The 25,422-nt window shown below is 68.0% G+C and carries 22 protein-coding genes; 19 read left to right on the top strand and 3 right to left on the bottom strand.

Annotation, left to right across the window (positions count from 1 at the left end; all coding sequences use genetic code 11):
* Window position 1: 1 nt before the first annotated feature.
* The 14 genes from rsmH (at window position 2) to lpxC (ending at window position 16,410) form a co-directional block, all read left to right on the top strand.
* The gene (gene rsmH, locus AC3ITM_RS03295; RefSeq protein ID WP_489268421.1) at window positions 2-970 is read left to right on the top strand and encodes a 16S rRNA (cytosine(1402)-N(4))-methyltransferase RsmH; all 969 of its coding nucleotides are present in this window, start codon (window positions 2-4) and stop codon (window positions 968-970) included.
* Window positions 967-1,230, top strand: coding sequence for a cell division protein FtsL (ftsL, locus tag AC3ITM_RS03300; protein WP_228887675.1), 264 nt, complete (start codon window positions 967-969; stop codon window positions 1,228-1,230). The genes rsmH and ftsL overlap by 4 nt, the downstream gene beginning before the upstream one ends.
* The gene (locus AC3ITM_RS03305; protein ID WP_489268423.1) at window positions 1,227-3,071 is read left to right on the top strand and encodes a peptidoglycan D,D-transpeptidase FtsI family protein; all 1,845 of its coding nucleotides are present in this window, start codon (window positions 1,227-1,229) and stop codon (window positions 3,069-3,071) included. Before ftsL ends, AC3ITM_RS03305 begins: the two co-directional genes overlap by 4 nt.
* Window positions 3,068-4,573: a UDP-N-acetylmuramoyl-L-alanyl-D-glutamate--2,6-diaminopimelate ligase gene (locus AC3ITM_RS03310; RefSeq protein WP_489268425.1), complete on the top strand. Its 1,506-nt coding sequence runs from the start codon at window positions 3,068-3,070 to the stop codon at window positions 4,571-4,573. Before AC3ITM_RS03305 ends, AC3ITM_RS03310 begins: the two co-directional genes overlap by 4 nt.
* On the top strand, window positions 4,570-6,012 hold the full coding sequence (locus AC3ITM_RS03315) for a UDP-N-acetylmuramoyl-tripeptide--D-alanyl-D-alanine ligase (RefSeq protein WP_489268427.1): 1,443 nt from the start codon (window positions 4,570-4,572) through the stop codon (window positions 6,010-6,012). Before AC3ITM_RS03310 ends, AC3ITM_RS03315 begins: the two co-directional genes overlap by 4 nt.
* Window positions 6,002-7,087, top strand: a complete 1,086-nt coding sequence (mraY, locus tag AC3ITM_RS03320; RefSeq protein ID WP_228887489.1) for a phospho-N-acetylmuramoyl-pentapeptide-transferase — start codon at window positions 6,002-6,004, stop codon at window positions 7,085-7,087. Before AC3ITM_RS03315 ends, mraY begins: the two co-directional genes overlap by 11 nt.
* A complete protein-coding gene (gene ftsW / locus AC3ITM_RS03325) occupies window positions 7,087-8,394 on the top strand; it encodes a putative lipid II flippase FtsW (RefSeq protein ID WP_489268429.1) in 1,308 nt (435 codons plus the stop codon). The genes mraY and ftsW overlap by 1 nt, the downstream gene beginning before the upstream one ends.
* A complete protein-coding gene (murG, locus tag AC3ITM_RS03330) occupies window positions 8,391-9,482 on the top strand; it encodes an undecaprenyldiphospho-muramoylpentapeptide beta-N-acetylglucosaminyltransferase (protein ID WP_489268430.1) in 1,092 nt (363 codons plus the stop codon). The genes ftsW and murG overlap by 4 nt, the downstream gene beginning before the upstream one ends.
* 31 nt (window positions 9,483-9,513) lie before the next feature.
* A complete protein-coding gene (gene murC / locus AC3ITM_RS03335; RefSeq protein ID WP_228887486.1) occupies window positions 9,514-10,950 on the top strand; it encodes a UDP-N-acetylmuramate--L-alanine ligase in 1,437 nt (478 codons plus the stop codon).
* Complete coding sequence (locus tag AC3ITM_RS03340) at window positions 10,947-11,912, top strand: D-alanine--D-alanine ligase (RefSeq protein WP_489268432.1); 966 nt, start codon at window positions 10,947-10,949, stop codon at window positions 11,910-11,912. The genes murC and AC3ITM_RS03340 overlap by 4 nt, the downstream gene beginning before the upstream one ends.
* Window positions 11,909-12,640: a cell division protein FtsQ/DivIB gene (locus AC3ITM_RS03345; protein ID WP_489268434.1), complete on the top strand. Its 732-nt coding sequence runs from the start codon at window positions 11,909-11,911 to the stop codon at window positions 12,638-12,640. Before AC3ITM_RS03340 ends, AC3ITM_RS03345 begins: the two co-directional genes overlap by 4 nt.
* On the top strand, window positions 12,637-13,872 hold the full coding sequence (gene ftsA, locus AC3ITM_RS03350) for a cell division protein FtsA (protein ID WP_017355446.1): 1,236 nt from the start codon (window positions 12,637-12,639) through the stop codon (window positions 13,870-13,872). The genes AC3ITM_RS03345 and ftsA overlap by 4 nt, the downstream gene beginning before the upstream one ends.
* Before the next feature lie 214 nt (window positions 13,873-14,086).
* Window positions 14,087-15,319 carry a cell division protein FtsZ gene (gene ftsZ, locus AC3ITM_RS03355; protein ID WP_489268437.1) on the top strand — a complete coding sequence of 411 codons (1,233 nt, stop codon included), beginning with the start codon at window positions 14,087-14,089 and terminating at the stop codon, window positions 15,317-15,319.
* Window positions 15,320-15,498: 179 nt separating this feature from the next.
* The gene (gene lpxC, locus AC3ITM_RS03360; protein ID WP_489268439.1) at window positions 15,499-16,410 is read left to right on the top strand and encodes a UDP-3-O-acyl-N-acetylglucosamine deacetylase; all 912 of its coding nucleotides are present in this window, start codon (window positions 15,499-15,501) and stop codon (window positions 16,408-16,410) included.
* 283 nt (window positions 16,411-16,693) lie between these two features.
* Here the strand turns inward: lpxC and AC3ITM_RS03365 are convergent, their stop codons facing one another.
* Window positions 16,694-17,134: a DciA family protein gene (locus tag AC3ITM_RS03365; RefSeq protein WP_489268441.1), complete on the bottom strand. Its 441-nt coding sequence runs from the start codon at window positions 17,132-17,134 to the stop codon at window positions 16,694-16,696.
* Window positions 17,135-17,146: 12 nt separating this feature from the next.
* Here AC3ITM_RS03365 and AC3ITM_RS03370 point away from each other — a divergent pair, with 12 nt between their 5' ends.
* The 3 genes from AC3ITM_RS03370 (at window position 17,147) to AC3ITM_RS03380 (ending at window position 22,209) form a co-directional block, all read left to right on the top strand.
* Window positions 17,147-18,097: a M23 family metallopeptidase gene (locus AC3ITM_RS03370; protein WP_489268443.1), complete on the top strand. Its 951-nt coding sequence runs from the start codon at window positions 17,147-17,149 to the stop codon at window positions 18,095-18,097.
* Between the two features lie 167 nt (window positions 18,098-18,264).
* Window positions 18,265-20,994: a preprotein translocase subunit SecA gene (gene secA, locus AC3ITM_RS03375; protein WP_489268445.1), complete on the top strand. Its 2,730-nt coding sequence runs from the start codon at window positions 18,265-18,267 to the stop codon at window positions 20,992-20,994.
* A 261-nt stretch (window positions 20,995-21,255) separates the two neighbouring features.
* The gene (locus AC3ITM_RS03380) at window positions 21,256-22,209 is read left to right on the top strand and encodes a Nudix family hydrolase (protein ID WP_489268447.1); all 954 of its coding nucleotides are present in this window, start codon (window positions 21,256-21,258) and stop codon (window positions 22,207-22,209) included.
* Window positions 22,210-22,311: 102 nt separating this feature from the next.
* Here AC3ITM_RS03380 and AC3ITM_RS03385 read toward each other — a convergent pair whose 3' ends face one another.
* Window positions 22,312-22,896: a DUF4124 domain-containing protein gene (locus AC3ITM_RS03385; protein WP_489268449.1), complete on the bottom strand. Its 585-nt coding sequence runs from the start codon at window positions 22,894-22,896 to the stop codon at window positions 22,312-22,314.
* A 50-nt stretch (window positions 22,897-22,946) separates the two neighbouring features.
* A complete protein-coding gene (gene metF, locus AC3ITM_RS03390) occupies window positions 22,947-23,774 on the bottom strand; it encodes a methylenetetrahydrofolate reductase [NAD(P)H] (RefSeq protein ID WP_489268451.1) in 828 nt (275 codons plus the stop codon).
* A gap of 123 nt (window positions 23,775-23,897) precedes the next feature.
* Between metF and AC3ITM_RS03395 the strand changes: the two genes are divergently transcribed.
* A complete protein-coding gene (locus AC3ITM_RS03395; RefSeq protein WP_489268452.1) occupies window positions 23,898-24,776 on the top strand; it encodes a TIGR01777 family oxidoreductase in 879 nt (292 codons plus the stop codon).
* Window positions 24,777-24,836: 60 nt separating this feature from the next.
* Entirely contained in the window at window positions 24,837-25,394 is a 558-nt protein-coding gene (locus AC3ITM_RS03400) for a DUF3228 family protein (protein ID WP_489268454.1), read from the top strand.
* Window positions 25,395-25,422 lie beyond the last annotated feature (28 nt).

Raw genomic sequence — 25,422 nt, forward strand, 5'->3', positions numbered from 1 at the left:
GATGCGCGGAGCAGCGCAGGCCGGTCACCTTCCGGTGTCGCAGTCGCCGGCGGGGCACCTGCCGGTCCTGTACACACAGGTCCTGGATGGCCTGAGGGTGATCGAAAACGGTACGTATCTCGATGGCACGTTTGGTCGTGGCGGTCACGCCCGTGGCGTGCTCGAGCAACTCGGTCCCGGAGGCCGGCTGCTGGTCATGGACAAGGATCCCGAAGCGATTGCGGTGGCCGAGCGCGATTTCGCGCCGGACCGGCGCGTGTCGATCTTCCGGGGCAGCTTCGCCGACCTGCTGCATTGGGAGGCGACCGCCGAGGGCCTGGACGGAGTGTTGTTCGACCTGGGCGTGTCCTCGCCGCAGCTGGATGTGGCCGAGCGCGGTTTCAGTTTCGGCAAGGACGGCCCGCTGGACATGCGCATGGACCCGGACAGCGGCGAGAGCGCGGCGCAGTGGCTCAATCGTGCCGAAGAGCGCGAAATCGCCGACGTACTGTGGACTTACGGTGAAGAACGCCAGAGCCGGCGCATCGCCCGCGCGCTGGTGGCGCGTCGCGAGAAGCAGCCGTTCAGCCGCACCGCCGAGCTGGCCGAGGCGATCGCGGCGGTGATGCCGCGTGGCAAGGACAAGATCAACCCGGCCACGCGCAGCTTCCAGGCCATCCGTATCCATATCAATCGCGAACTGGCCGACCTTGAAGCCGGCCTGGACGCGGCGATGGCGCGCCTGAAGCCCGGCGGCCGGCTGGCGGTGATCAGCTTCCATTCGCTGGAAGACCGCATCGTCAAGCAGTTCATGAACCGCCACGCCAAGGCCCCGCCGAGCAACCGCCGGTTGCCCGAGGCGCAGCCGTTCGTGCCGATCCTGGACCTGCACGGCGGCGCGATCAAGGCCGAAGACGACGAACTGGCGGTCAATCCGCGTTCGCGCAGCGCGGTGCTGCGCGTGGCCGAAAAGCGCGCGGTGGCCGCATGAGCCGGCTGCTGCTCATCGTGCTACTGGCCTGCACCATCGCCTCGGCGATCGGGGTGGTGTTCATGCGCCATCGCCACCGCCAGACCTTCGTGGAGTTGTCCAAGGTCGAGCGTGCACGCGATGAGCTCAATATCGAATTCGGCCGCCTGCAGCTGGAGCAGGCGACCCTGGCCGAGTCCACCCGGGTCGATCGGCTGGCGCGCGAAAAGCTCGGTATGAAGTTCCCCGAAGCGGCCGACGTCGTGGTGGTGCGGCCATGAACAAGACCGGCCGCAACCGCGCCCGCAACAGCTTCAACCTGCGCCAGCGCCTGAAATGGGTGGGGTTGGCGCTCGGGCTGTGCTCGGTGTCGCTGGTCGGCCGCGCCGCTTACGTGCAGATCATCAACAGCGATTTCTACCAGCGCCAGGGCGAGGCGCGCTACCTGCGCGAACTGCCGATCAACACCTCGCGCGGCATGATCACCGACCGCAACGGCGAGCCGGTGGCGGTGTCCACCCCGGTCGCCTCGATCTGGGTCAACCCGCAGGAACTGCTGCGTTCGCCGGACCGCATCCCCGAACTGGCCAGTGCGCTGGGCATGCCGCTGGACGAGTTGACCTCCAAGCTCTCGCAGAAAGCGGACAAGGAATTCATGTACCTGCGCCGCCGGATCAACCCGGACGAGGCGGAGCGGGTGGTGGCGCTGAAGATCCCGGGCGTGGCCTCGCAGCGCGAATTCCGCCGCTTCTACCCGCAGGGGGAGGCGATGGCGCACGTGCTGGGCTTCACCAATATCGACGACCGCGGCCAGGAAGGGCTGGAGCTGGCCTTCGACGAATGGCTGCGCGGCAAGGCCGGCGCCAAGCGGGTGATCCGCAACCGCAAGGGCGACACCGTCGAGAGCGACCTGCTGCGCGCTGCCGAGCCGGGTAAGGATCTCACCCTGAGCATCGACCGCCGCATCCAGTTCCTGGCCTTCAAGGAGCTGCGCAACGCGCTGATCGCCAACAAGGCGGCCGGCGGGTCGATGGTGATCATGGACGTGGCCACCGGCGAGATCCTGGCCATGGTCAACCTGCCCACCTACAACCCCAATTCGGTCGGCGGCGCCGCCCCGGACACCCGTCGCAACCGCGCGGTGACCGACCTGGTCGAGCCCGGCTCGACCATGAAGCCGTTGACCATCGCCTCGGCGCTGCAGTCGGGGGTGGTGACCAAGGACACCACGGTGGACACCAACCCCGGCTACATGGCCGTGGGCCGGTTCACCATCAAGGACGTGCCGCGCAACAACGGCGTGCTCAACGTCACCGGGGTGATCACCCGCAGCTCGAACATCGGCGCGGCCAAGATCGCCGCCAGGATGCCCGACCAGGTCTTCTACGACCACGTGCACAGCTTCGGCTATGGCGTGTCCCCGCACAGCGGCTTTCCCGGTGAATCGGCCGGCGTGCTGCCGCGGCCGGCGCGCTGGAGCGGCTCGTCCAAGACCACCATGTCCTACGGCTATGGTCTGAATGTCAGCCCGCTGCAGATCGCCACCGCGTATGCGGCGCTGGGCAACGGTGGCAGGCTGATCGCCCCGACCTTCGTCAAGGGCCAGCGCAACGAAGGCAAGCAGATCATCGACGAAGGCATCGCCAAGCAGGTGGTGGCGATGATGGAAACCGTGGTCACCCAGGGCGGCGCCAAGCAGGCGGCGGTGCTGGGCTATCACGTGGCCGGCAAGACCGGCACCGCACGCAAGGCCGGCCCCGGCGGTTACGAGCGCGGGCATTACAACGCGTTGTTCGCCGGCGTGGTGCCGGCCACCAACCCGCGCTTTGCCACGGTGATCGTGATCAACGACCCGCAGGGCGGCAAGTACTACGGCGGGCTGGTGTCCGCGCCGGTGTTCCACAACGTGATGGAAGGCGCGCTGCGCCTGATGGACGTGCCGCCGGACGACATCCAGTCCTGGCTGGCCGCCCAGCAGTCCGGAAAGCTGGGGCATAGCGCCGGTTCGTTGCCGGTACCGCCGCCGGAAACGGTGATCGCCCCGGACGCCTCGGCCGAATTCGATGCCGCGCTGCCCAGCGCGCACGCCACGGTGCCGCCCGCGCAGGGAGGCACCCAATGAGCCAGATGATGTTGCTTTCGCAGTTGCTTCCCGACGTGGTACTCAGCCACGACCCGTCCATCACCGGCCTGGTGCTGGACAGCCGTGCGGTGCGCCCGGGCAATGCCTTCGTGGCGATCGCCGGCTTCGGCGCGCACGGGCTGGGCTTTGTCGAGCAGGCGCGCGCCAACGGCGCCGGTGCGATCCTGTTCGAACCGCCGGCCCCGGCCGAACTGCCAGCGCCGGGCGATGCCATCGCCGTGCCGGGCCTGCGCGCGCGCATGGGCGCGATGGCCGACCAGTTCCACGGCCGGCCTTCGCGCGCGATGACCATGGTCGGGGTGACCGGTACCAACGGCAAAACCTCCACCGTGCAGCTGCTGGCCCAGGCCTGGCACCTGCTCGGCACCGCCAGTGGCAGCATCGGCACGTTGGGCGTGGGCTTGTATGGCCAGGTCGTTCCGACCGGCTTCACCACCCCGCTGGTGCTGCAGATGCACCAGGTGCTGGCGCAGCTGCGCGATGACGGCGCCCAGGCGGTGGCGATGGAAGTCAGCTCGCACGCGCTCGACCAGGGCCGTGTGGACGCGGTGCACTATGACGTGGCGGTGTTCACCAATCTCACCCGCGATCATCTCGATTACCACGGCGACATGGCCCAGTACGGCGCGGCCAAGGCCCGGCTGTTCCACCGCGACGGCCTCAAGGCGGCGGTGGTCAACCTCGATGACAGCTTCGGCAGCGAACTGCTGCGCACCGTCGATGCCGGCGTCCGCCAGGTTGGGCTCAGCTCGCGCGGTGCCCAGCAGGCCACCCTGCGTGCCGACTCGCTCAAGCTCGATGGTCGTGGCATCGCCTTCGACCTGGTGGTCGACGGCGCGCGCCATCCGGTGCAGTCGCCGCTGCTGGGCCGCTTCAATGTCGACAACCTGCTGGCCGTGGCGGGCGCGCTGTACGCGCTGGACCATGCCCCGGCCGTGATCGCCGCGCTGCTGTCGCGGCTGCAGCCGATCGCCGGGCGCATGAACCGGCTGGGCGGCGAGCGCGACCAGCCCACCGTGGTGATCGACTACGCCCATACCCCCGACGCGCTGGAACAGGCGCTGTCCAGCCTGCACGGCCATCTGGCCGGCCGCCTGCTGTGCGTGTTCGGCTGTGGCGGCGAGCGCGACACCGGCAAGCGCCCGCAGATGGCCGCCATCGCGGAGAAATACGCCGACGTGGTGATCGTCACCGACGACAACCCGCGCGGCGAAGACGGCGATGCGATCGTGGCCGACATCGTGGCCGGGCTGGCCAGGCCGCAGGCCGCACTGGTGCAGCGCGACCGCGCCGCCGCCATCGCCACCGCGATCGATCAGGCAGGGCAGGGCGATATCGTGCTGATCGCCGGCAAGGGCCACGAGCCCTACCAGGAAGTGCACGGCATCCAGCATCCCTTCGATGACACCGAGGTGGCTGGCCGGGCGCTGGCCGCGCGGCAGGCCGGAACCCCGCGCGTGGATGCGGAGGACGCGCCATGAAGCGCACTCCGCTGTCGCTGGTCGCGCACTGGGCCGGTGGCGAAATCCACGGCGAAGACACCGCCATCGATGCCATCAGCAACGATACCCGCACCCTGGGCCCGGGCAGCCTGTACGTGGCGTTGCGTGGCGAACGTTTCGACGGCCATGATTTCGCCGCCGACGCGATCGCACGTGGTGCCTCGGCGTTGCTGGTCGAGCGCCTGCTGGACGTGGCGCTGCCGCAGATCGTGGTCGCCGACAGCGAACGTGCGCTGGGCCGCATCGCCCACGGCATGCAGCGCGACCGCAGCACCCAGGTGTTCGCCATCACCGGCAGCAACGGCAAGACCAGCGTCAAAAGCCTGCTGCTGGCCATCCTGGAACAGGTTGCGCGCGACCAGCACAAGGTGGTCTACGCCAACCCGGGCAACCGCAACAACGAGATCGGGCTGCCGCTGGCCGTGCTCGATGCGCCCGAAGACGCCGACTTCGCCATCTACGAGATGGGCGCCGGCAAGCCGGGCGACATCGCCTACCTGACCGACATCGTGCGCCCGCGCTATGCGCTGGTGAACAACATCGCCCCGGCGCACCTGGAGCGCATGGGCAGCCTGCAGGGCGTGGCCAGCACCAAGGGCGCGATCTACGCCGCGCTGCCGGCCGATGGCGTGGCGGTGATCAATGCCGACGACGCCTTCGGTATCTGGTTCGAACAGCACATCCTCGGCCAGCCGCCGCGTAGCCGCATGCTGCGCTACGGGCTGGACCACAGCGCCGATGTGTCCGCGCTGGCGATCCGTCCCGGCGCCACCGGCAGCCAGTTCCTGCTCACCGTGAAGGCCGCGCCGCGCATGGATGCGCAAGTGGAGCGGTCGCAGGATGCGATGGAGCACCAGGTGGAAATCGCCCTGGCCTTGCCCGGCCGCCACAACATCAGCAATGCGCTGGCCGCCGCCTCGCTGGCGCTGGCCGCCGGTATCGGCCTGGACCAGATCGCCGCCGGCCTGGCCCGCGCCGAACCGGTGCCCGGCCGCCAGATCGCGCACCAGCTGCCCAACGGCGCGGTGCTGATCGACGACAGCTACAACGCCAACCCCGGCTCGCTGGCCGCCGCGATCGACGCCCTGGCCGGTACCAAGGCCGAAGGCTGGCTGGTGCTGGGCGACATGCGCGAACTCGGCCCGGACGGTGAGGCGTTGCATGCCCAGGCCGGCCGCCGCGCGCGCGATGCCGGGCTCAAGCGCCTGTACACACTAGGCCCGCTGAGTGCGGCCGCATCGGCCGCCTTCGGCGACGGTAGCCGGCACTTCCAGGACCACGACAGCCTGGCCGCCGCGCTTGCCGTCGACCTGCATGCCGGCGTGCGTTGCCTGGTCAAGGGCTCGCGCGGCAGTGCCATGGACAAAATTGTGAAAGCGCTGCTGGCGCGAGGAGAGGAAACCCCCCATGTTGCTTGAACTGGCCCGATGGTTGCAGCAGTTGGAGAGCCTGTTCGGGCTGTTCGGCTATCTGACTCTGCGTGGCATCCTCGCCGCCCTGACCGCGCTGTTCCTGTCGCTGTGGCTGGGCCCGGCGATGATCCGCAAACTGGCCCAGTTCAAGGGCGGCCAGCCGATCCGTACCGACGGCCCGCAGAGCCACTTCTCCAAGGCCGGCACGCCGACCATGGGCGGCTCGCTGATCCTGCTCACCATCACCTTGTCGGTGCTGATGTGGGCCGACCTGCGCAACCGCTATGTGTGGGTGGTGCTGGCGGTGATGCTGTGCTTCGGCGCGATCGGCTGGTACGACGACTGGATCAAGATCGTGCGCCGCGACCCGAACGGTCTGAAGTCGCGCTGGAAGTACCTGCTGCAGTCGATCTTCGGCCTGGCCGCCGGCCTGTTCCTGTTCTACACCGCCGACGTGCCCGCTGCGCTCACCTTCTACATCCCGATGTTCAAGTCGGTGGCGCTGCCGCTGGCCGGAATCAGCTTCGTGGCCATCGCCTACTTCTGGATCGTCGGCTTCTCCAACGCGGTCAACCTGACCGACGGCCTGGACGGGCTGGCGATCATGCCCACGGTGCTGGTCGCCTGCGCGCTGGGCGTGTTCGCCTATGCCTCGGGCAACGTGGTGTTCTCCAGCTACCTGCAGATCCCGCAGATTCCCGGTGCCGGTGAACTGGTGATCATCTGCGCGGCGATCGCCGGCGCCGGCCTCGGCTTCCTGTGGTTCAACACCTACCCGGCCATGGTGTTCATGGGCGACATCGGCGCGCTGGCGCTGGGTGCGGTGCTGGGCACCATCGCGGTGATCACCCGCCAGGAACTGGTGCTGGTGATCATGGGCGGGGTGTTCGTGATCGAAACGCTGTCGGTGATGATCCAGGTCGCTTCGTTCAAGCTGACCGGCAAGCGCGTATTCCGCATGGCCCCGATCCACCACCACTTCGAACTGAAGGGCTGGCCGGAGCCGCGCGTGATCGTGCGCTTCTGGATCATCTCGGTGGTGCTGGTCCTGGTCGGCCTGGCCACGTTGAAGGTCCGCTGATGAACGACCTGTCGCGCCAGGCAACCCGCCTTGAAGCCATCGGAGGCCACTTCGACAAGTGGCTGCTGGGCGCGATCATCGCGCTCACCGGGCTGGGCGTGGTGATGGTCGCGTCGAGCTCGATCGCGTTGATGAGCAGTCCGTTCTACTACCTCAACCGCCACCTGATCTTCCTGGCGGTCGGCATCGTGCTGGCGATCATCGCCATGCGCACCGAACTGAAGACCATCGAACAATACAACCAGGTGCTGCTGCTGGGCTGTTTCGCGCTGCTGGTGGTGGTGTTCGTCCCCGGCCTGGGCAGCAGCGTCAACGGCGCCCGCCGCTGGATCAACCTGGGCATCTCCAAGTTCCAGACCGTCGAAGCGGTCAAGGTGCTGTACATCGTGTGGCTGTCCAGCTACCTGGTGCGCTTCCGCGACGAGGTCAATGCGACCTGGCCGGCGATGCTCAAGCCGCTGGGCGTGGCCGGCGCGCTGGTGGTATTGCTGCTGCTGCAGCCCGATTTCGGCTCGTCCACCCTGCTGTTGGCGATCACTGCCGGCATGCTGGTGCTGGGCGGGGTCAACATGCCGCGCATGTCGATGCCGGTGGTGTTCGGCCTGGTGGCGATGAGCGCGCTGGCGATCATCGAACCCTACCGCATGCGCCGCATCACCTCCTTCCTGGACCCGTGGGCCGACCAGCAGGGCGACGGCTACCAGCTGTCCAACGCGCTGATGGCCGTGGGCCGCGGCGAGTGGACCGGGGTGGGCCTGGGCAACTCGGTGCAGAAGCTGTACTACCTGCCCGAGGCGCATACCGACTTCATCTTCTCGGTCACCGCCGAGGAGCTGGGCTTCATCGGTACCTGCCTGATCATCGGTCTGTACGCCCTGCTGGTCGGCCGCACCTTCTGGCTGGGCATGCGCTGCGTGGAGATGAAGCGCCACTTCTCCGGCTATATCGCCTTCGGCATCGGCCTGTGGATCAGCATGCAGAGCTTCGTCTCGATCGGGGTCAACCTGGGCATCCTGCCGACCAAGGGCCTGACCCTGCCGCTGATTTCCTCCGGCGGTTCCAGCGTGCTGATGACCTGCGTGGCGATGGGCCTGCTGTTGCGGGTGTCCTATGAACTGGACCGCGCCGAGCGCCGCCAGGCCGTGCGCATGGGCGCGCCGGAAGGCGATGAATCGATCCACGCCGATGCGGGCGGCGCCAGTGGCGTGGGCGCAGCGACGCACGACGGCAGTTCGCGTGACAGCGCGCCGCGCGGCACCAGCCGCATGCAGCAGCGGATCGAACCGACCCTGGGGAGGATGGGATGAGCATGCGCCCGACCTTCTCCGCGCGCCCGGTGATGATCATGGCCGGCGGTACCGGTGGCCATATCTTCCCCGGCCTGGCCGTGGCCCGGGTATTGCGCGAGCGCGGCATCCCGGTGACCTGGCTGGGCAGCGACGGCGGCATGGAAACCCGCCTGGTGCCGCAGCACGACATCCACATCGATACGCTGGCGATCAGCGGCCTGCGCGGCAAGGGCAAGCTGGCCCTGCTCGGCGCGCCATGGCGGCTGCTGCGCGCGGTGCGCGCGGCCGGCTTCCTGATCCGCGACCGCCAGCCGCGCGCGGTGATCGCCTTTGGTGGTTTCGCCTCCGGCCCCGGCGGCCTGGCCGCGCGCCTGCATGGCCTGCCGCTGCTGGTGCACGAACAGAACCGCGCCCCGGGCCTGACCAACCGAGTGCTGTCGCGGTTCGCGCGGCGCGTGCTGACCGGCTTCCCTGGCAGCTTCGCCCAGCGCGAAGAAGCGGTGGGCAACCCGGTGCGTGCCGAGATCGCGGCGATCGCGCCGCCACAGCAGCGCCTGGCCGACCGCCAGGGGCCGCTGCGCCTGCTGGTGCTCGGCGGCAGCCAGGGCGCGCGCGCGTTGAACAACGCGGTACCGCAGGCACTGGCCGCGCTGGGCGACAGCGTGGCCGTCCAGGTGCGCCACCAGAGCGGTGAAAAACTGCATGCCGAAGCGTTGCAGGCCTATCAGGACGCCGGTGTCAGCGCGTCGGTGCAGCCGTTCATCGCCGATATGGCCGAGGCCTTCGCCTGGACCGACCTGGTGGTGTGCCGCTCCGGTGCCTCGACCCTGGCCGAGCTGTGCGCGGTCGGCGTGGGCAGCGTGCTGGTGCCGTTCGCCGCCGCCGTGGACGACCACCAGACCCGCAACGCGGAGTACCTGGTCGACCGTGGCGCAGCTGTATTGCTGAAGCAGGATGAAACGCTGGCGGCGCACCTTGCAGGCGTGCTGCGCGAATTGTCCGAAAATTCCGCCCGTCGCATGCAGATGGCTGACGCCGCGCGTGCCCTGGCCAAGGTCGATGCCGCCGAGCGCATCGCCGATATCATTCTCGAGGAATCCAAATGACCACCGCTCCGCGCCAGACGCGAGGCCGCGCATGATCCGCCGCCTGCATGACACCAACGACCTGGTCCGCGCCTTTCCGCGCGTGCACTTCGTCGGCATCGGCGGCACCGGCATGAGCGGCATCGCCGAAGTGATGCTGACCCTGGGCTATGAAGTGTCCGGCTCGGACAACGCCGACAACGCCGCGACCCGCCGCCTGGCCGGCCTGGGCGCGCGGGTGATGCGCGGCCATTCCGCCGCCAACGTGCTCGGCACCGACTGCGTGGTGGTCTCCAGCGCGATCCGCGACGACAACCCGGAACTGATGGAAGCGCGCAGCCAGCGCATTCCGATCATGCCGCGCGCGGCGATGCTGGCCGAACTGATGCGCTTCCGCCGCGGCATCGCGGTGGCCGGCACCCACGGCAAGACCACCACCACCAGCCTGACCGCGGCGGTGCTCAGCGAAGGCGGGCTGGACCCGACCTTCGTGATCGGTGGGCAGCTGCTGGCCGCCGGGGCCAACGCCAAGCTTGGCGGTGGCCAGTGGCTGGTGGCCGAGGCCGACGAAAGCGATGGCAGCTTCCTGCGCCTGAATCCGCTGGTCTCGGTGATCACCAATATCGATTCGGACCACCTGGAGAACTACGGCAACGATTTCGCCCGGGTCCAGGCCGCGTTCGCCGAGTTCCTGCAGCGCCTGCCGTTCTACGGGCTGGCGGTGCTGTGCATCGACGATCCGGAAGTGGCCGCGCTGGCCGCGCAGACCCCGCGCCACGTGATGAGCTACGGCATGAGCAGCAACGCCGACGTGCGTGCCGAGGACGTGGTCCAGGACGGCCCGCGGATGCGCTTCACCCTGCGCCTGCCCGAGGGCAGCAGCCACCCGGTGACGCTGGCGCTTCCGGGTGCGCACAACGTGCTCAACGCATTGGCCGCCGCCGCGGTGGGCTGGCAGCTGGGCGTGGCGCCGGAGGCGATCGCGCGCGCGCTGGAAAGCTTCGCCGGCATCGGCCGTCGCTTCAACGACCTTGGCCTGGTCACCACCCACAGTGGCGCCACGGTGCGGGTGATCGACGATTACGGCCACCACCCGCGCGAGCTGGCGGCGGTGTTCGCCGCGGCCCGTGGCGGCTGGCCCGACCAGCGCCTGGTGGTGGCCTTCCAGCCGCATCGCTACAGCCGCACCCGCGACCAGTTCGACGCGTTCGCCGCGGTGCTGTCCGAAGTGGACGCGCTGGTCCTGAGCGAGGTCTATCCGGCCGGTGAAGCGCCGATCCCCGGCGCCGATTCGCGTTCGCTGGCCCGTGCCATCCGCGCGCGCGGCCGCAGCGAGCCGGTGGTGGTCGGCCACACCGCCGAGCTGTCGCATGTGCTGCCCGATGTGCTGCAGGACGGCGATCTGCTGCTGATGATGGGTGCCGGCGATATCGGCCACGTCGCCCAGCTGATCGCAACCGAAGGCTTCACGGAGACCCCGGCGGCATGAAACCGATCTTCTTCCCATCACTGCGCTGCACCGACCCGGCCGCATTCGGCCGCGTCGCCGTGCTGCTTGGCGGCACCTCCAGCGAACGCGAGGTGTCGCTGGACTCCGGCCGCAACGTGATCGCCGCGCTGCGCGCGCGTGGCGTGGACGCGGTGGCGGTGGACGGCATCCCGGCGCTGGCGCTGGCGCTGGTGGAAAAACGCTTCGACCGCGTGTTCAACATCCTGCATGGCCACAACGGCGGCGGTGAGGACGGCATCGTGCAGGGCTTGATGGAAGCCTTCGGCGTGCCGTACACCGGCTCGGACGTGCTCGGCTCGGCGCTGAGCATGGACAAGATCCGCACCAAGCAGGTGTGGCTGTCGCTGGGCCTGCCCACGCCGCGCTACGTCAAGCTGGTGGAAGGCGTGGACGTGCACGCCGCCGCGGCCGAACTGGGCCTGCCGGTGGTGGTCAAGCCGGCCAACGAAGGCTCCAGCGTGGGTATCAGCCGGGTCGTCGACGATGCCGGGCTGGACCAGGCGGTGGCGCTGGCCACGCGCTATGACGGCCAGTTGCTGATGGAACAGATGGTGGTCGGCGATGAGCTCACCGTGGCCATCCTGGGCGACCAGGCATTGCCGTCGATCCGCATCGTGCCCAAGGGCCAGTGGTACGACTACAACGCCAAGTACATCGCCGAAGACACCCAGTACCTGTGCCCGGGCCTGGATGGCGATGACGAGCTGGAGATCGGCCGCATCGCGCTGGCCGCCTTCCAGGCCGCTGGCTGCCGTGGCTGGGGCCGGGTGGATGTCATGCGCGACCGCGCCAGCGGCCGTTTCTACCTGCTGGAAGTGAACACCGCGCCGGGCATGACCAGCCATTCGCTGGTGCCCAAGGCGGCCGCGCAGGCCGGTATCGGCTTTGAAGAGCTGGTCTGGCGCGTGCTGGAACAGACCCTGGAGGCCCCGACGGCATGAACGCGGTGCTGCGCATCTTCGTCTGGTTGCTGGCCCTGTCGCTGGTGGCGCTGCCCGTGGTGGCGGTGCTCAACGGCTGGGTCGGTGCCGAACGCTGGCCGCTGGCCAAGCTGCGCGTGCACGCCGAGTTCAAGCGGGTGCCGGCCGAGCAGCTGCAGCAGGTGGTATTGCCGTATGCCAAGGCCGGCTTCTTCGCGGTCAAGCTGCAGGATGCGCAGGACGCGATCGAAAAACTGCCGTGGGTGGAAAGCGCCCAGGTGCGCAAGCAGTGGCCGGACGTGCTGGAGATCAGCCTGGTCGAGCACAAGCCGTTCGCGCGCTGGGGCAACGACCGCCTGCTGTCCGAGCAGGGCAAGCTGTTTGCCACCCCGAAGAAACTGCAGGACCTGGCGCTGCCCGACCTGGATGGCCCGGATTCCCAGACCGCAGAAGTGGTGGCGCTGTACAACGATGCCCGCGCGCTGTTCGCCCCGGCCGGGGTGGACGTCAAGCGCGTCAGCATGGACGCGCGCGGCAGCTGGTCGCTGCTGCTCAGCAACGGCACCGAAGTGGTGGTGGGCCGCGACGACGCGCGCTCGCGCCTGCAGCGCTTCGTGCGCGTGCTGCCGCAGCTGGCCAACCAACAGGCGCCGATCGAACGCGCCGACCTCCGATATACCAATGGTTTCACGCTGAGCTGGGGTACCCCGGCCGCAACTACGCCCAAGCCGGCGCAGGACAGGACATGAATCGCAAGGGTGACAAATCACTGATCGTCGGACTGGACATCGGCACCTCCAAGGTGGTGGCGCTGGTCGGCGAGTATTCGCCGGGCAATCCGATCGAGGTCATCGGCATCGGCTCGCACGAATCGCGCGGCCTCAAGCGCGGCGTGGTGGTGGATATCGAATCGACCGTGCAGTCGATCCAGCGTGCGGTCGAAGAGGCCGAGCTGATGGCCGGCTGCGAGATCCGTTCGGTGTACGCCTCGATCTCCGGCAACCACGTGCAGTGCAAGAACTCGCCGGGGATCGTGCCGATCCGCGACGGCGAGGTGACCTGGGGCGACCTGGACCGGGTCCTGGACGCGGCCAAGGCGGTGGCCATTCCGGCCGACCAGAAGATCCTGCACGCGATCCCGCGCGAGTACGTGCTGGACGATTCGCAGGAAGGCATCCGCAACCCGGTCGGCATGACCGGCGTGCGCCTGGAGGTGCACGCGCACCTGGTGGTGTGCGCGCAGTCGGCCGCGGCCAACATCAGCAAGTGCGTGCAGCGCTGCGGCCTGCAGGTGGACGACCTGGTGCTGTCCTCGCTGGCCTCCAGCGTGGCGGTGCTGACCGCCGACGAGCGCGAGCTGGGCGTGGTGCTGGTCGACATGGGCGCCGGCACCACCGACCTGGCCGTGTTCGTGCAGGGCGCGATCTGCCATACCGCCTCGCTGCCGATCGCCGGCGACCACGTCACCAACGACATCGCGCACATGCTGCGCACGCCGACCCCGGAAGCGGAACAGATCAAGGTGCGCTACGCCTGCGCGCTGGCCCAGCTGGCCACCGCCGAGGAAAGCATCCAGGTGCCCAGCGTCGGCGACCGCCCGCCGCGGCGGATGCCGCGCCACGCCCTGGCCCAGGCGGTGCAGGGCCGCTACGAGGAAATCTTCGAAATGGTGCAGGCCGAACTGCGCCGTTCCGGTTTCGAGGAACTGGTGCGCGCCGGCATGGTGCTCACCGGTGGCGCCTCGAAGATGGAAGGGGTGGTCGAACTGGCCGAGGAAATGCTGCAGATGCCGGTACGCGTGGGCATTCCCCAGCACGTCACCGGCCTGGGCGAAGTGGTCGGCAACCCGGTTCACGCCACCGGCGTGGGCCTGCTGCTGATGGGCAGCCAGATCGAACACCCGCGCCGCCCGTCGCTGCCCACCGGGCGCGCCGGCAGCATGTTCAAGAAACTCAAAACCTGGTTCCGGGGCGAATTCTAGCCCCGGGCCGCACCACCCCGGCCCCCCGGTCGGCGCACCACCGCAACGCGCAGCACCTGCAACACCCGCAACTGCAGCACCTACCACCGGCAACACCCGGAGCGATCCGGCCAAGGCAAACCAACAACAACTCGCCGGCACGACGGTGGGGAGGACAGGAGAAGGATTCTCCGAAGCCCCCATCCGGCGTAAACGGCAACCAGAGGACACGGACATGGCGCATTTCGAACTGATTGAAAAGATGGCACCCAATGCGGTGATCAAGGTGATCGGCGTGGGCGGCGGCGGCGGCAACGCCGTGGCGCACATGGTCAGCACCAGCGTGGACGGCGTGGAATTCATCACCGCCAACACCGACTCGCAGGCCATCAAGAATTGCGGTGCCAAGCTGCAGCTGCAGCTGGGCACCAACGTCACCAAGGGCCTGGGCGCAGGCGCGAACCCGGAAGTGGGCCGCCAGGCCGCCCTGGAAGACCGCGAGCGCATCATGGACGCTCTGCAGGGCGCGGACATGGTGTTCATCACCGCCGGCATGGGCGGCGGCACCGGCACCGGTGCGGCACCGGTGGTGGCACAGCTGGCCAAGGAAATGGGCATCCTGACCGTGGCCGTGGTCACCAAGCCGTTCCCGTTCGAAGGCCGCCGCCGCATGCAGGTCGCGCTGAAGGGCATCGAGGAACTGAGCCAGCACTGCGACTCGCTGATCACCATCCCCAACGAAAAGCTGATCACCGTGCTGGGCCGCAACGCCACCATGATCCAGGCCTTCCGTGCCGCCAACGACGTCCTCCAGGGCGCCGTGCAGGGCATCGCCGACCTGATCGTGCGCCCGGGCCTGATCAACGTCGATTTCGCCGACGTGCGCACCGTGATGTCGGAAATGGGCCTGGCGATGATGGGCACCGGCACCGCGCGTGGCGATGACCGCGCCCAGGCCGCGGCCGAAGCGGCCATCCAGAACCCGCTGCTGGACGATGTGAACCTGGCCGGCGCCAACGGCATCCTGGTCAACATCACCGCCGGTGCCGACTTCACCATGGCCGAGTTCGACGAGATCGGCCGCACCATCGATGGCTTCGCCTCCGAGGACGCCACCGTGGTGGTGGGTACCGTGCTGGACCCGGACATGCAGGACGAAGTCCGCGTGACCGTGGTGGCCACCGGCCTGAACCGTGCCGTGGCGGCCAAGAGCCAGCGCCCGGGCGAGCGCGCGCCGATCAAGCTGGTCCGCAACGCCACCACCGGCCAGCCGGAATTCGGCGAGTTCGACAACGGCGGCGATGCCGTGTCCAAGGCCGTCGGCGGCATGGGCCTGGGCATGGGCCTGCGTCGTCCCAGCGCGGACACCGTGGCCGCCTTGGCCCCGTCGTCCTCCGGCCCGGCGGCCGCTGAACTGCCCAACGACTACCTGGACATCCCGGCGTTCCTGCGCCGCCAGGCGGACTGAGGATTGCCTGCCGGGGCCTTGTCCCCCCCGGTGAGCGCCTCCATGTCCCATGCTGCCGGGCCAGGATCGGCCCGGCAGTCTGCCGCCCGCCTTTCGGTTCAGAAAGCGGTAGTGGTACTGCGTGTTATTCTTGTTTGTCTCAGTCGCGCTGACCGCGCGCATTCCCGGTCCTGCCCCCCATGATTCCGCAACGCACCCTCAAGAACACGATCCGCGCCACCGGCGTTGGCCTGCACAGCGGCGACAAGGTCTACATGACCCTGCGCCCGGCCCCGGTCAACCATGGCATCGTGTTCCGGCGGGTGGACCTGGAGCCGGTGGTGGAAGTGCCCGCGCGCGCGGACCTGGTCACCGAAGTCACCCTGTGCACCGGGCTGACCTACCACGAGGCCAAGATCCAGACCGTCGAACACCTGATGTCGGCCCTGGCCGGCCTGGGTGTGGACAACATCATCGTGGAGCTGTCCTCGGCCGAGCTGCCGATCATGGACGGTTCCTCCGGTCCGTTCGTGTTCCTGCTGCAGTCGGCGGGCATCGCCGAACAGGACGCCCCCAAGCGTTTCATCCGCATTCTCAAGACGGTGGAAGTCACCGACGGCGACAAGGTCGCCCGCTTCGAGCCCTATGAGGGCTACAAGCTCGGTTTCACCATCCAGTTCGACCACCCGATGATCCCGGCCAAGCAGTCCCGCGCCGAAATCGAGTTCTCCACCGCCGCCTATACCAAGGAAATCTCCCGCGCGCGCACCTTCGGCTTCATGCGCGACCTGGAGTACATGCGCGAGCGCAACCTGGGCCTGGGCGGTTCGATGGACAACGCCATCGTGCTCGACGAATTCCGCGTGCTCAACGACGACGGCCTGCGCTACGCCGACGAGTTCGTGCGCCACAAGATCCTCGATGCGATCGGCGACCTGTACCTGGCTGGTGGCCAGGTGCTGGGTGCCTATGAAGGCTTCAAGTCCGGCCATGCGCTCAACAACAAGCTGGTGCGTGCGCTGATGGCCGATGCCAGCGCCTGGGAATGGGTGAGCTATGCCTCCCCGGCCGACGCGCCGCCGGTGGTCTACGGGCTGCCGGCCTACGCGTAACCCGGATCCGGCTCAAGCCCATGATTCAAAAGGGAATACAACGGCGCCGCAGGCGCCGTTGGCGTTTCCGGGGCGGCGTTGGGCAGGGCGTTGACGTCAGTGAACCGCGTCCGGACGTAGGTCACGGATTTGTGAACCCGGTCCAGCTTCTTGCCATATTTAACGTATTTTTAATAAAACACTAACGACTGGCGGCCATTACGCGGCTACGATGCTGGCCGGCTCCCTGCAATGTTCACCTCGTCGTGACGCGGTGGGGAAGGGGCGGGATGCCCCGCTGCCCTCAGGACTTCTTGGATTCCACGTCCTGCAGGCAAGCCAAAGCGTCGCGTAGTCCTTTGTGCGTGGCGGCTGAAACTGCGTGGGGTCCACTGCCGTTGTCGTGCGCTGGGGAGCGCGGGGGCGTGGAAGACGCAGTCTTGACGGTCACCTTGGTGACTTTCAGCCCGATGGACCGGGCCGCGTCGATCAACTGGGCTTCGGCAAGCCGCACCTTGGCATGCCAGACCGGGGATTGGACGAGAAAAACGAGGTGCTCGCCGTTCACATTGGCCAACCGGCAACGGGAAGCCAGCATGGGCGGCAAATGGGGGCGCAACTGCCGGTCCAGTGCTTCGAGCCACAAGGCTCGCCGCAGCGGGTTCCCGGTTTTGTCCGCCATGACTGCATCCAGTGCCGGTTTCGGCGCTGAAGCAGGACGGGCACTGGATTTCGGCTCAGACATGAAAACTCACTGATGGCATTCAAAAAGATCGTAATCAAAACGCGTGAAGGACAGGCCAAGACGCCGCTGGCGCGTTTGCGTTTCTACTTCGAGGATAGACCCCGTGCCCTGCTGGGCAGTGTGCTGGGGGTAGGTTGCCTGATCGGCTTCGGTGCCGGCCTGGGCGGCAGCATGTTCAACGATTCCCGGCTCCACGCCAAGGTCGCGCAGCAGGACCGCGAACTGGCGCAGGCCCGCAAGGACGCCCAGACCCAGGTCAATGCGCTCGCCGCCCGGATGGGTGAGCTGCAGGCGCAGGCCACCCGTCTCAACGCGCTCGGCGAACGGCTGACCCAGATGGGCAAGCTGGAGGACGGCGAATTCGACTTCAACGAGACCCCCGGCCTCGGTGAAGGCGAGCCCGGCCCGACCCAGGACATTCCGGTCAGCGCGGTCAATGCCGACTTACAGGTGCTGGAGCAGCGTTTCGCTGCTTCAGGCCGCCAGCTGTCGGTGATGGAGTCGCTGCTGTTCGACCACCAGCTTGAGCAGAACGCGGTGCCCGGCCGCATGCCGATCCGCAACACCTATATCACCTCCAACTTCGGTACCCGCAGCGACCCGTTCGGGCGCGGTGCGGCCACCCACAAGGGCATGGATTTCCACGCCAAGGTCGGCGACCCGGTGATGTCGGTGGCCGACGGAGTGGTCAGCTTCGCCGGCGTGAAGGGCGGCTACGGCAACGTGGTCGACGTCGACCACGGCAATGGCTATGTCACCCGCTATGCGCACAACTCGCGCCTGGTGGTCAAACCCGGCGACCTGGTCCGGGCCGGCCAGGAAGTGGCCAAGGCCGGCTCCACCGGCCGTTCCACCGGTGCCCACGTGCACTTCGAGGTCTGGGAACGGGGCCAGGTGGTCAATCCGCGCAAGTTCCTCGGCGACGGCGGCAATACCCCGGTCGGGCGCGTTTCCCGCGGCTGATCGCGCCAATCGGCCCGTATGGGGGTGCTTGAAACCCCCGACCCCCGTCCCAAGCTACAATGGGTATTGCCATAGACAGGGCGCAGTGCGCCCTGTTTCGTTTGCGGTCGACGGCTCCCTCGGGGACGCCTCGCCGTTGGGGCGTCTCATTCCAACCGGTTCCTTCAATGATCAACAGCCTGCTTACCCGCGTCTTCGGCAGTCGTAATGAACGACAGCTGCGCCAGCTCAACCGCATCGTCGCCAAGATCAATGCGTTGGAGCCGGAAATCGAAAAGCTCTCCGACGAGCAGCTCAAGGCCAAGACCCCGGAGTTCAAGCAGCGCATCGCCGACGGCGAAGCCCTGGACAAGGTGCTGCCGGAAGCCTTCGCGGTCTGCCGCGAAGCCAGCCGCCGCGTGCTGGGCATGCGTCACTACGATGTGCAGCTGATCGGCGGCATGGTCCTGCACCTGGGCAAGATCGCCGAAATGCGCACCGGTGAAGGCAAGACCCTGGTGGCGACCCTGCCGGTGTACCTCAACGCGCTGGAAGGCAAGGGCGTGCATGTGGTCACCGTCAACGACTACCTGGCCCGCCGCGACTCGGCGCAGATGGGCAAGTTGTACAACTGGCTGGGCATGAGCGTTGGCGTGGTCTACCCGGGCATGCCGCATGGCGACAAGCGCGAGGCCTATGCCAGCGACATCACCTACGGCACCAACAACGAATTCGGTTTCGACTACCTGCGCGACAACATGGCGCTGTCGCGTGCCGACCGCTACCAGCGCGGCCTGCACTACGCCATCGTCGATGAGGTCGACTCGATCCTGATCGATGAAGCGCGTACTCCGCTGATCATCTCCGGCCCGGCCGACGATTCGCCGGAACTGTACATCCGCGTCAACCGCGTCGTCCCCAGCCTGATCAAGCAGGAAGCCGAAGACGGCGAGGGCGATTTCTGGGTCGACGAGAAGGGCAAGCAGGTGCACCTGTCCGAAGCGGGCATGGAACACGCCGAGCAGCTGCTGGTCGAGGCGGGCATCCTCAATGCCGAGACCGAAGGCCTGTACGCGGCGCAGAACCTGACCGTGGTACACCACCTCAATGCCGCCCTGCGCGCGCATGCGATCTACCAGCGCGACGTCGATTACATCGTGCGCGACGGCGAAGTGGTGATCGTCGATGAATTCACCGGCCGTACCCTGGCCGGCCGCCGCTGGTCCGATGGCCTGCACCAGGCGGTGGAAGCCAAGGAAGGGGTGCCGGTCCAGCGCGAGAACCAGACCCTGGCCAGCATCACCTTCCAGAACCTGTTCCGCATGTACAAGAAGCTGTCCGGCATGACCGGTACGGCCGACACCGAAGCCTACGAATTCCAGAGCATCTACAACCTGGAAGTGGTGGTGATTCCGACCAACCGCCCGACCATCCGCAAGGACGGTTCGGACCAGGTGTTCCTCAACCGCGCCGGCAAGTTCAACGCGGTGCTGGCCGACATCCAGGAATGCAACAAGCGCGGCCAGCCGGTGCTGGTGGGCACCACCTCGATCGAAACCTCGGAAATGCTCTCCGAGCACCTGCGCAAGGCCGGCGTGCACCACGAGGTGCTCAACGCCAAGCAGCATGACCGCGAAGCGACCATCATCGCCAACGCCGGCATGCCCGGTGCGGTGACCATCGCCACCAACATGGCCGGCCGTGGTACCGACATCGTGCTCGGCGGTTCGCTGGAAGCGCAGCTGCACGAACTGGGCGAAGACGCCAGCGATGAGCAGCGCGCCCAGGTCAAGGCCGATTGGCAGAAGCGCCATGAAGCAGTCAAGGCGGCCGGCGGCCTGCACATCGTCGGCACCGAACGCCACGAATCGCGCCGTATCGACAACCAGCTGCGCGGCCGTTCCGGCCGCCAGGGCGACCCGGGCTCGTCCCGCTTCTACCTGTCGCTGGAAGACAACCTGATGCGCATCTTCGCCTCGGACTGGGTGCAGAAGGCCATGCGCATGATGGGCATGAAGGAAGACGACGTCATCGAGGACCGCCTGGTCAGCCGCCAGATCGAAAAGGCGCAGCGCAAGGTGGAAGCGCACAACTTCGACATCCGCAAGAACCTGCTGGACTTCGACGACGTCAACAACGACCAGCGCAAGGTGATCTACGCCCAGCGCGACGAACTGCTCGACGCCGAGTCGGTCAAGGACAACGTCGACGGCATCCGCGGCGATGTGATCTACGACATCGTGGCGCGCTTCGTGCCGCCCAACTCGATCGACGAGCAGTGGGACCTGCAGGGCCTGGAAGCCACCCTGGCCGCCGACCTGGGCGTGCAGATGGACATCACCGGCCTGGTCAAGCTGCATGAGGAACTGGACGCCGAGGCGATCGCCAACAAGGTCCAGGCCCGCGTGGACGAACATTTCGCCGAGAAGGAAGCCGGCGTCGGCGACGAGACCATGCGCGCGCTGGAAAAGCACGTGATGCTGACCGTGCTCGACCAGAGCTGGAAGGAGCACCTGGCGCGCATGGATTACCTGCGCCAGGGTATCTACCTGCGCGGTTACGCGCAGAAGCAGCCCAAGCAGGAATACAAGAAGGAAGCCTTCGAGCTGTTCTCGGGAATGCTCGAGGACGTCAAGCGCGAAGTGGTGACCCTGCTGGCACGCGTGCGCATCCGCAGCGAAGAAGAAGTGGCGGCGCTGGAAGCGGCCGAACGCCAGCAGGCCGAAGCGCGCCTGCTGCAGTCGCAGTTCCAGCACCAGGACGCCGGCAGCTACAGCGCCAAGGAAGAAGTGGACGACATGCAGGCCCAGGCCGGTGTCTCGCAGGTGACCCGCGAAGAGCCCAAGGTCGGCCGCAACGACCCGTGCCCGTGCGGCAGTGGCAAGAAGTACAAGCACTGCCACGGTCAGCTGACCTAGTCGTTGCGCAATCGCGCAACCACCCCACGATTTGCTGCGCAAATCGCGGGCCCCGGCTCTCCATCACCCACATCCCCGCGCCTGTCGGCGCGCCCCCTTTACTAAAGGGGGCTGTTGCACCAGAGGGAGGATGGCACCGGTCAGAGGAGCCCCGCGTCGAGCGGGGCTTTTCCGTTTCTGCCCTGCACTCAAGCAGAAACTGGACGGCCGATTCACGCCCCGACATTGCGCGGTACGCCCGGTATTGGGCATGCTGCCCCCATGCCATCCCCCAAACGATCGATCCACGTCGTGGCCGGCGTCATCACCGACGCCCGCGGCCGCATCCTGCTCAACCGCCGCACCGAGAACCGTGACATGGCCGGCCTGTGGGAGTTTCCCGGCGGCAAGCGCGAGCCCGGCGAAAGTTCAGAACAGGCGCTGGTGCGCGAGCTGCGCGAGGAACTGGGCATCGAGGCCGAGGTCGGCGAGTGGATCATGGACGTGCCGCAGATCTACCCGGACAAGCGGCTGCGCCTGGAAGTGCGCCGGATCAGCAGCTGGAAAGGCTCCCCGCGCGGCCGCGAAGGCCAGGCGATCACCTGGGTGGCACCGGAAAAGCTGTCGCGCTACTCGATGCCGCCGGCCGATCTGCCGGTGGTGGCCGCCCTGCGCCAACCCGACCGTTACCTGATCACCCCCGAACCGGAGGCCGACCACGACCAGGCCCACCACGCCTGGCACCAGCGCCTGGCCCAGGCCCTGGCCGCCGGGGTGAGCCGGGTCCAGCTGCGCACGCCGTCCAGCCCGGCGCGGGTGGCGCTGGCCGAGCAGGCCATCGGCGCCCACCGCGGCCGCGTGCAATGGTTGCTCAACCGCGATATCGAGCTGGCCCGCCGGCTTGGCGTGGGCGTGCACCTGGGCAGCGAGCAGCTGCTGCAGTTGCAGGCGCGCCCGCTGCCGGCCGGGCAGCTGGTGGCCGCTTCCTGCCACGACCTGGCGCAGCTGCAGGCCGCGCAGCGGCTGGGCTGCGATTTCGCGGTGCTCGGCCCGGTCCAGGCCAGCGCCAGCCATCCCGATACCATGCCGCTGGGATGGGCGGCGTTCGAACAGCTGCGCGAGCAGGTATCGCTGCCGCTGTACGCGCTCGGTGGGCTGCATCCAGGCGACATCGTGCAGGCGCGCCGGCATGGCGCGCAGGGCATCGCCGCGATCAGCGCGCTGTGGCCGGCGTAACAGGCCGGCATAACCCAGGACCCGGTAGTGCCGGCCGTTGGCCGGCAACGTCATCCCGCCCGAAACCGGACCCGCATGCCGCTGGCCGGCCCCCTGTCGGCGCTACAGCGTGATCCAGAAACAGCCGTACTGCCGGCGCAGCCCGAACACGGTGCGCGACGGCGTGGCGGTATTGCCCAGGGTCTGTTCCAGGCGCAGCCCGACCGGGCGCGGCCGGCGTGGCGCTACCTCGGCCAGCGGTTGCCCATCGTTGCCCGGCAACGGCACCGTGGCAGGCTCCACCCCGGCCGTGTCCTCGCTGGTGGGGTACACCGGCGCGATATCCACCAACGGGCGCTGCACCACCGCTTCCAGCCGGCCGATGATCTGGCTGGCGGTGGCGTTGGAGACGTTGTTCCACAGGTAGATGGACGACAGCCGGTTCACATCCTGCTGGCTGACCGCATCGCGGATCTGCCCAGTCAACTCGCTGAGCCGACGCGCGCAACCGGCGCGGTAGATGCCGGTGTTGCCCACGGTGGGCGTGCGTGCCGGCATCCGCTCGGTGGCGCCAAGTGCATCGCAGCGGCGGTCGGTGAAGACGGCCTGGCCCTGCGCGTTGGTACACCGGTTCACGCGCTGCGCCTGCGCCGATCCCGGGGCAGGCAGGCACAGCGCGCACAGCAGCAGCGGCAGAAGCAGTTTCATCGCAGCAGAGTAGCCGCGACGGCGTTATCTGCAAGCGATTTACGCAGGGGTCAGCCCCTCAGCAGCTTCAGCACCTGGGTGGTCGGCTTGGCCAGGTTGAGGGTGTAGAAGTGCAGCCCGGGTGCGCCACCGGCGACCAGCCGCTCGCACAGGCTGGCCACCACCTCGGCGCCGAAGGCGCGCACCGACTCGGCGTCATCGCCGAAGGCCAGCATCTTCTTGCCGATCCAGCGCGGGATTTCCGCGCCGCACTGCTCGGAGAAACGGCGCAGCTGGCTGAAGTTGGAGATCGGCATGATCCCCGGCACGATCGGCACGCTCACGCCCAGCGCGCGTACCGCGTCGACGAAATGGAAATACGCATCGGCGTTGTAGAAGTACTGGGTGATCGCCGCGTCGGCACCGGCATCGACCTTGGCCTTGAAGTAGCGCAGGTCCAGCAGCGCGTCGTTGGCCTGCGGGTGGGTTTCCGGATAGGCGCCCACCTCGATCCGGAACGCATCGCCATGTTCGGCGCGGATGAAGCTGATCAGTTCGGCCGCATAGCGCAGATCGCCGGGGTGGCCCATGCCCGAGGGCAGGTCGCCGCGCAGGGCAACGATGCGCTGGCAGCCGATCGCCCGGTACAGCTTGAGCAGCTCGCGGATCTCCTCGCGGCTGCCGCCTACGCAGGACAGGTGCGGCGCCGCGTCGAAGCGGTGGTGCTGCTTGAGGTGGCGCACGGTTTCGGAGGTATAGCTCAGGGTCGAACCGCCGGCGCCGAACGTACACGACACATACTCCGGCGCGAATGCCTTGAGCTTGGCCGCGGTGCGGTCCAGCTGGGCACGCTGGTCATCGGTCTTGGGCGGGTAGAACTCGAAGCTGATGGCGGTCATGGGGCTGGGCGGCGGCGGGTGTGGTCACATCATATCGCTCCATCGCGATGAATGTAAAAAATGGCTCGCAGGGCCTCCACGCCGCGGCGGCTACAGTGCGTGTCCACAGAGGGCACAGCGACGATGGATATCCTGATCACCGGCGGCACGGGCTTCATCGGGCAGCGCCTGTGCACGGCACTGCTTGCCCAGGGGCACCGGGTCAATGTGCTGACCCGCAGTCCCGGGAGGACGCCGCCGCACGGCGTGCAGTACATCGGCCGGCTGGACGACCTGGGCCCGGTGCAGGCGGTGGTCAACCTGGCCGGTGAACCGCTCGCCGCAGGGCGCTGGAGCCCGGCGCGCAAGCAGGTCCTGCTGGACTCGCGGCTGGGCACCACCCGGGCGCTGCTGGCCTGGATGCAGACCCTGCCGGCACCGCCGCAGGTGCTGGTGTCCGGCTCGGCGATCGGCTATTACGGGCCGCGCGATGCCACCGCGCTGGATGAAGCGGCCTGCCCGGGGCATGACTTCGCCGCGATGCTGTGCCGGCAGTGGGAGGCGCAGGCATTGCAGGCGCAGGCCCTGGGCGTGCGCACCTGCGTGCTGCGCACCGGCATCGTGCTGGATCGCGACGGTGGCGCGCTGGTGCGCATGCTGCCGCCGTTCCGGATGGGCCTGGGCGGGCCGATGGGCGATGGCAGGCAATGGATGAGCTGGATCCACCGCGAGGACCTGGTCGGGATGATCCTGTGGCTGCTGGCCAACGGGCAGGCGCAGGGCGCCTACAACGGCACCGCCCCGGCGGCCGTGGACAACGCCGCGTTCGCGCGCACGCTGGGGGGCGTGCTCGGCCGCCCGGCGCGGCTGACCGTCCCCGCGTTCGCGTTGAAACTGGCATTTGGCGAAATGGCCGGCCTGTTGCTCACCGGGCAGCACGTGGTACCGGCCCGCGCGCTGGCCGAGGGCTACCGCTTTCAGTATCCCCGGCTGGAACCGGCGTTGCAGGCGATCCTGGACTGAGCCCGCTGCACGGAGACGTCGGGCGGTTACCCTAGGCGCCTGTCTCCAGCCGCGTGCGCCATGTCCATCGTCCTCACCGAATTCGCCCGTCCCCGCCTGTTCCCGCGCGTGCCGCGCGGCAACACCATCCAGGACTGCAGCGCCGAGCAGTTCCAGGCGCACCTCAACGCGCACGCGCCGCTGAAGGTACTCGATGGCTATGCGCCGTTCTGCAAGCTGTTCGTGTACGAAAACTGGACCTCTACGCGCTGCCTGACCGTGCCGATCACCGACGCCAACCGGCATCAGCTGCATACCGGCTACGAGGCGCGCAACCGCGACGAATTGCCGGTGCTGGTGCGCTGGTTCGAAGGGGTGGAATCACCGCGGGCGAACTACCTGGTGGTGATCCTGTACAGCGCCGAGCAGCTGGCCAGGGAGGGCTCGCCGATCGACGCCGAGTGGGGCATCGTCGGCTGCATCTACACCGCCGAGCCGGAAGAAGTGCCGATGGCGCCGATCACCATGATGCGCAACGCCCTGGGCGTGGATGAGGGAGGTTCGGGCGTGCCGCTGGACCGCGCGGCGTATCAACGTGCGGTGGCGTTTTGGGACAGCAACGCCAACTGGCGGCCGTGACCGCCGCGTTGGTCAACCGGTGTGGATG

This window comes from Stenotrophomonas sp. KH_029 (genome assembly GCF_057839765.1).

What these genes read in the sequence shown, in the direction of transcription:
- rsmH (WP_489268421.1), top strand. Translation starts at nt 2, where the DNA reads ATGCGCGGAGCAGCGCAGGCCGGTCACCTTCCGGTGTCGCAGTCGCCG.
- ftsL (WP_228887675.1), top strand. Translation starts at nt 967, where the DNA reads ATGAGCCGGCTGCTGCTCATCGTGCTACTGGCCTGCACCATCGCCTCG.
- AC3ITM_RS03305 (WP_489268423.1), top strand. Translation starts at nt 1,227, where the DNA reads ATGAACAAGACCGGCCGCAACCGCGCCCGCAACAGCTTCAACCTGCGC.
- AC3ITM_RS03310 (WP_489268425.1), top strand. Translation starts at nt 3,068, where the DNA reads ATGAGCCAGATGATGTTGCTTTCGCAGTTGCTTCCCGACGTGGTACTC.
- AC3ITM_RS03315 (WP_489268427.1), top strand. Translation starts at nt 4,570, where the DNA reads ATGAAGCGCACTCCGCTGTCGCTGGTCGCGCACTGGGCCGGTGGCGAA.
- mraY (WP_228887489.1), top strand. Translation starts at nt 6,002, where the DNA reads ATGTTGCTTGAACTGGCCCGATGGTTGCAGCAGTTGGAGAGCCTGTTC.
- ftsW (WP_489268429.1), top strand. Translation starts at nt 7,087, where the DNA reads ATGAACGACCTGTCGCGCCAGGCAACCCGCCTTGAAGCCATCGGAGGC.
- murG (WP_489268430.1), top strand. Translation starts at nt 8,391, where the DNA reads ATGAGCATGCGCCCGACCTTCTCCGCGCGCCCGGTGATGATCATGGCC.
- murC (WP_228887486.1), top strand. Translation starts at nt 9,514, where the DNA reads ATGATCCGCCGCCTGCATGACACCAACGACCTGGTCCGCGCCTTTCCG.
- AC3ITM_RS03340 (WP_489268432.1), top strand. Translation starts at nt 10,947, where the DNA reads ATGAAACCGATCTTCTTCCCATCACTGCGCTGCACCGACCCGGCCGCA.
- AC3ITM_RS03345 (WP_489268434.1), top strand. Translation starts at nt 11,909, where the DNA reads ATGAACGCGGTGCTGCGCATCTTCGTCTGGTTGCTGGCCCTGTCGCTG.
- ftsA (WP_017355446.1), top strand. Translation starts at nt 12,637, where the DNA reads ATGAATCGCAAGGGTGACAAATCACTGATCGTCGGACTGGACATCGGC.
- ftsZ (WP_489268437.1), top strand. Translation starts at nt 14,087, where the DNA reads ATGGCGCATTTCGAACTGATTGAAAAGATGGCACCCAATGCGGTGATC.
- lpxC (WP_489268439.1), top strand. Translation starts at nt 15,499, where the DNA reads ATGATTCCGCAACGCACCCTCAAGAACACGATCCGCGCCACCGGCGTT.
- AC3ITM_RS03365 (WP_489268441.1), bottom strand. Translation starts at nt 17,134, where the DNA reads ATGTCTGAGCCGAAATCCAGTGCCCGTCCTGCTTCAGCGCCGAAACCG.
- AC3ITM_RS03370 (WP_489268443.1), top strand. Translation starts at nt 17,147, where the DNA reads ATGGCATTCAAAAAGATCGTAATCAAAACGCGTGAAGGACAGGCCAAG.
- secA (WP_489268445.1), top strand. Translation starts at nt 18,265, where the DNA reads ATGATCAACAGCCTGCTTACCCGCGTCTTCGGCAGTCGTAATGAACGA.
- AC3ITM_RS03380 (WP_489268447.1), top strand. Translation starts at nt 21,256, where the DNA reads ATGCCATCCCCCAAACGATCGATCCACGTCGTGGCCGGCGTCATCACC.
- AC3ITM_RS03385 (WP_489268449.1), bottom strand. Translation starts at nt 22,896, where the DNA reads ATGAAACTGCTTCTGCCGCTGCTGCTGTGCGCGCTGTGCCTGCCTGCC.
- metF (WP_489268451.1), bottom strand. Translation starts at nt 23,774, where the DNA reads ATGACCGCCATCAGCTTCGAGTTCTACCCGCCCAAGACCGATGACCAG.
- AC3ITM_RS03395 (WP_489268452.1), top strand. Translation starts at nt 23,898, where the DNA reads ATGGATATCCTGATCACCGGCGGCACGGGCTTCATCGGGCAGCGCCTG.
- AC3ITM_RS03400 (WP_489268454.1), top strand. Translation starts at nt 24,837, where the DNA reads ATGTCCATCGTCCTCACCGAATTCGCCCGTCCCCGCCTGTTCCCGCGC.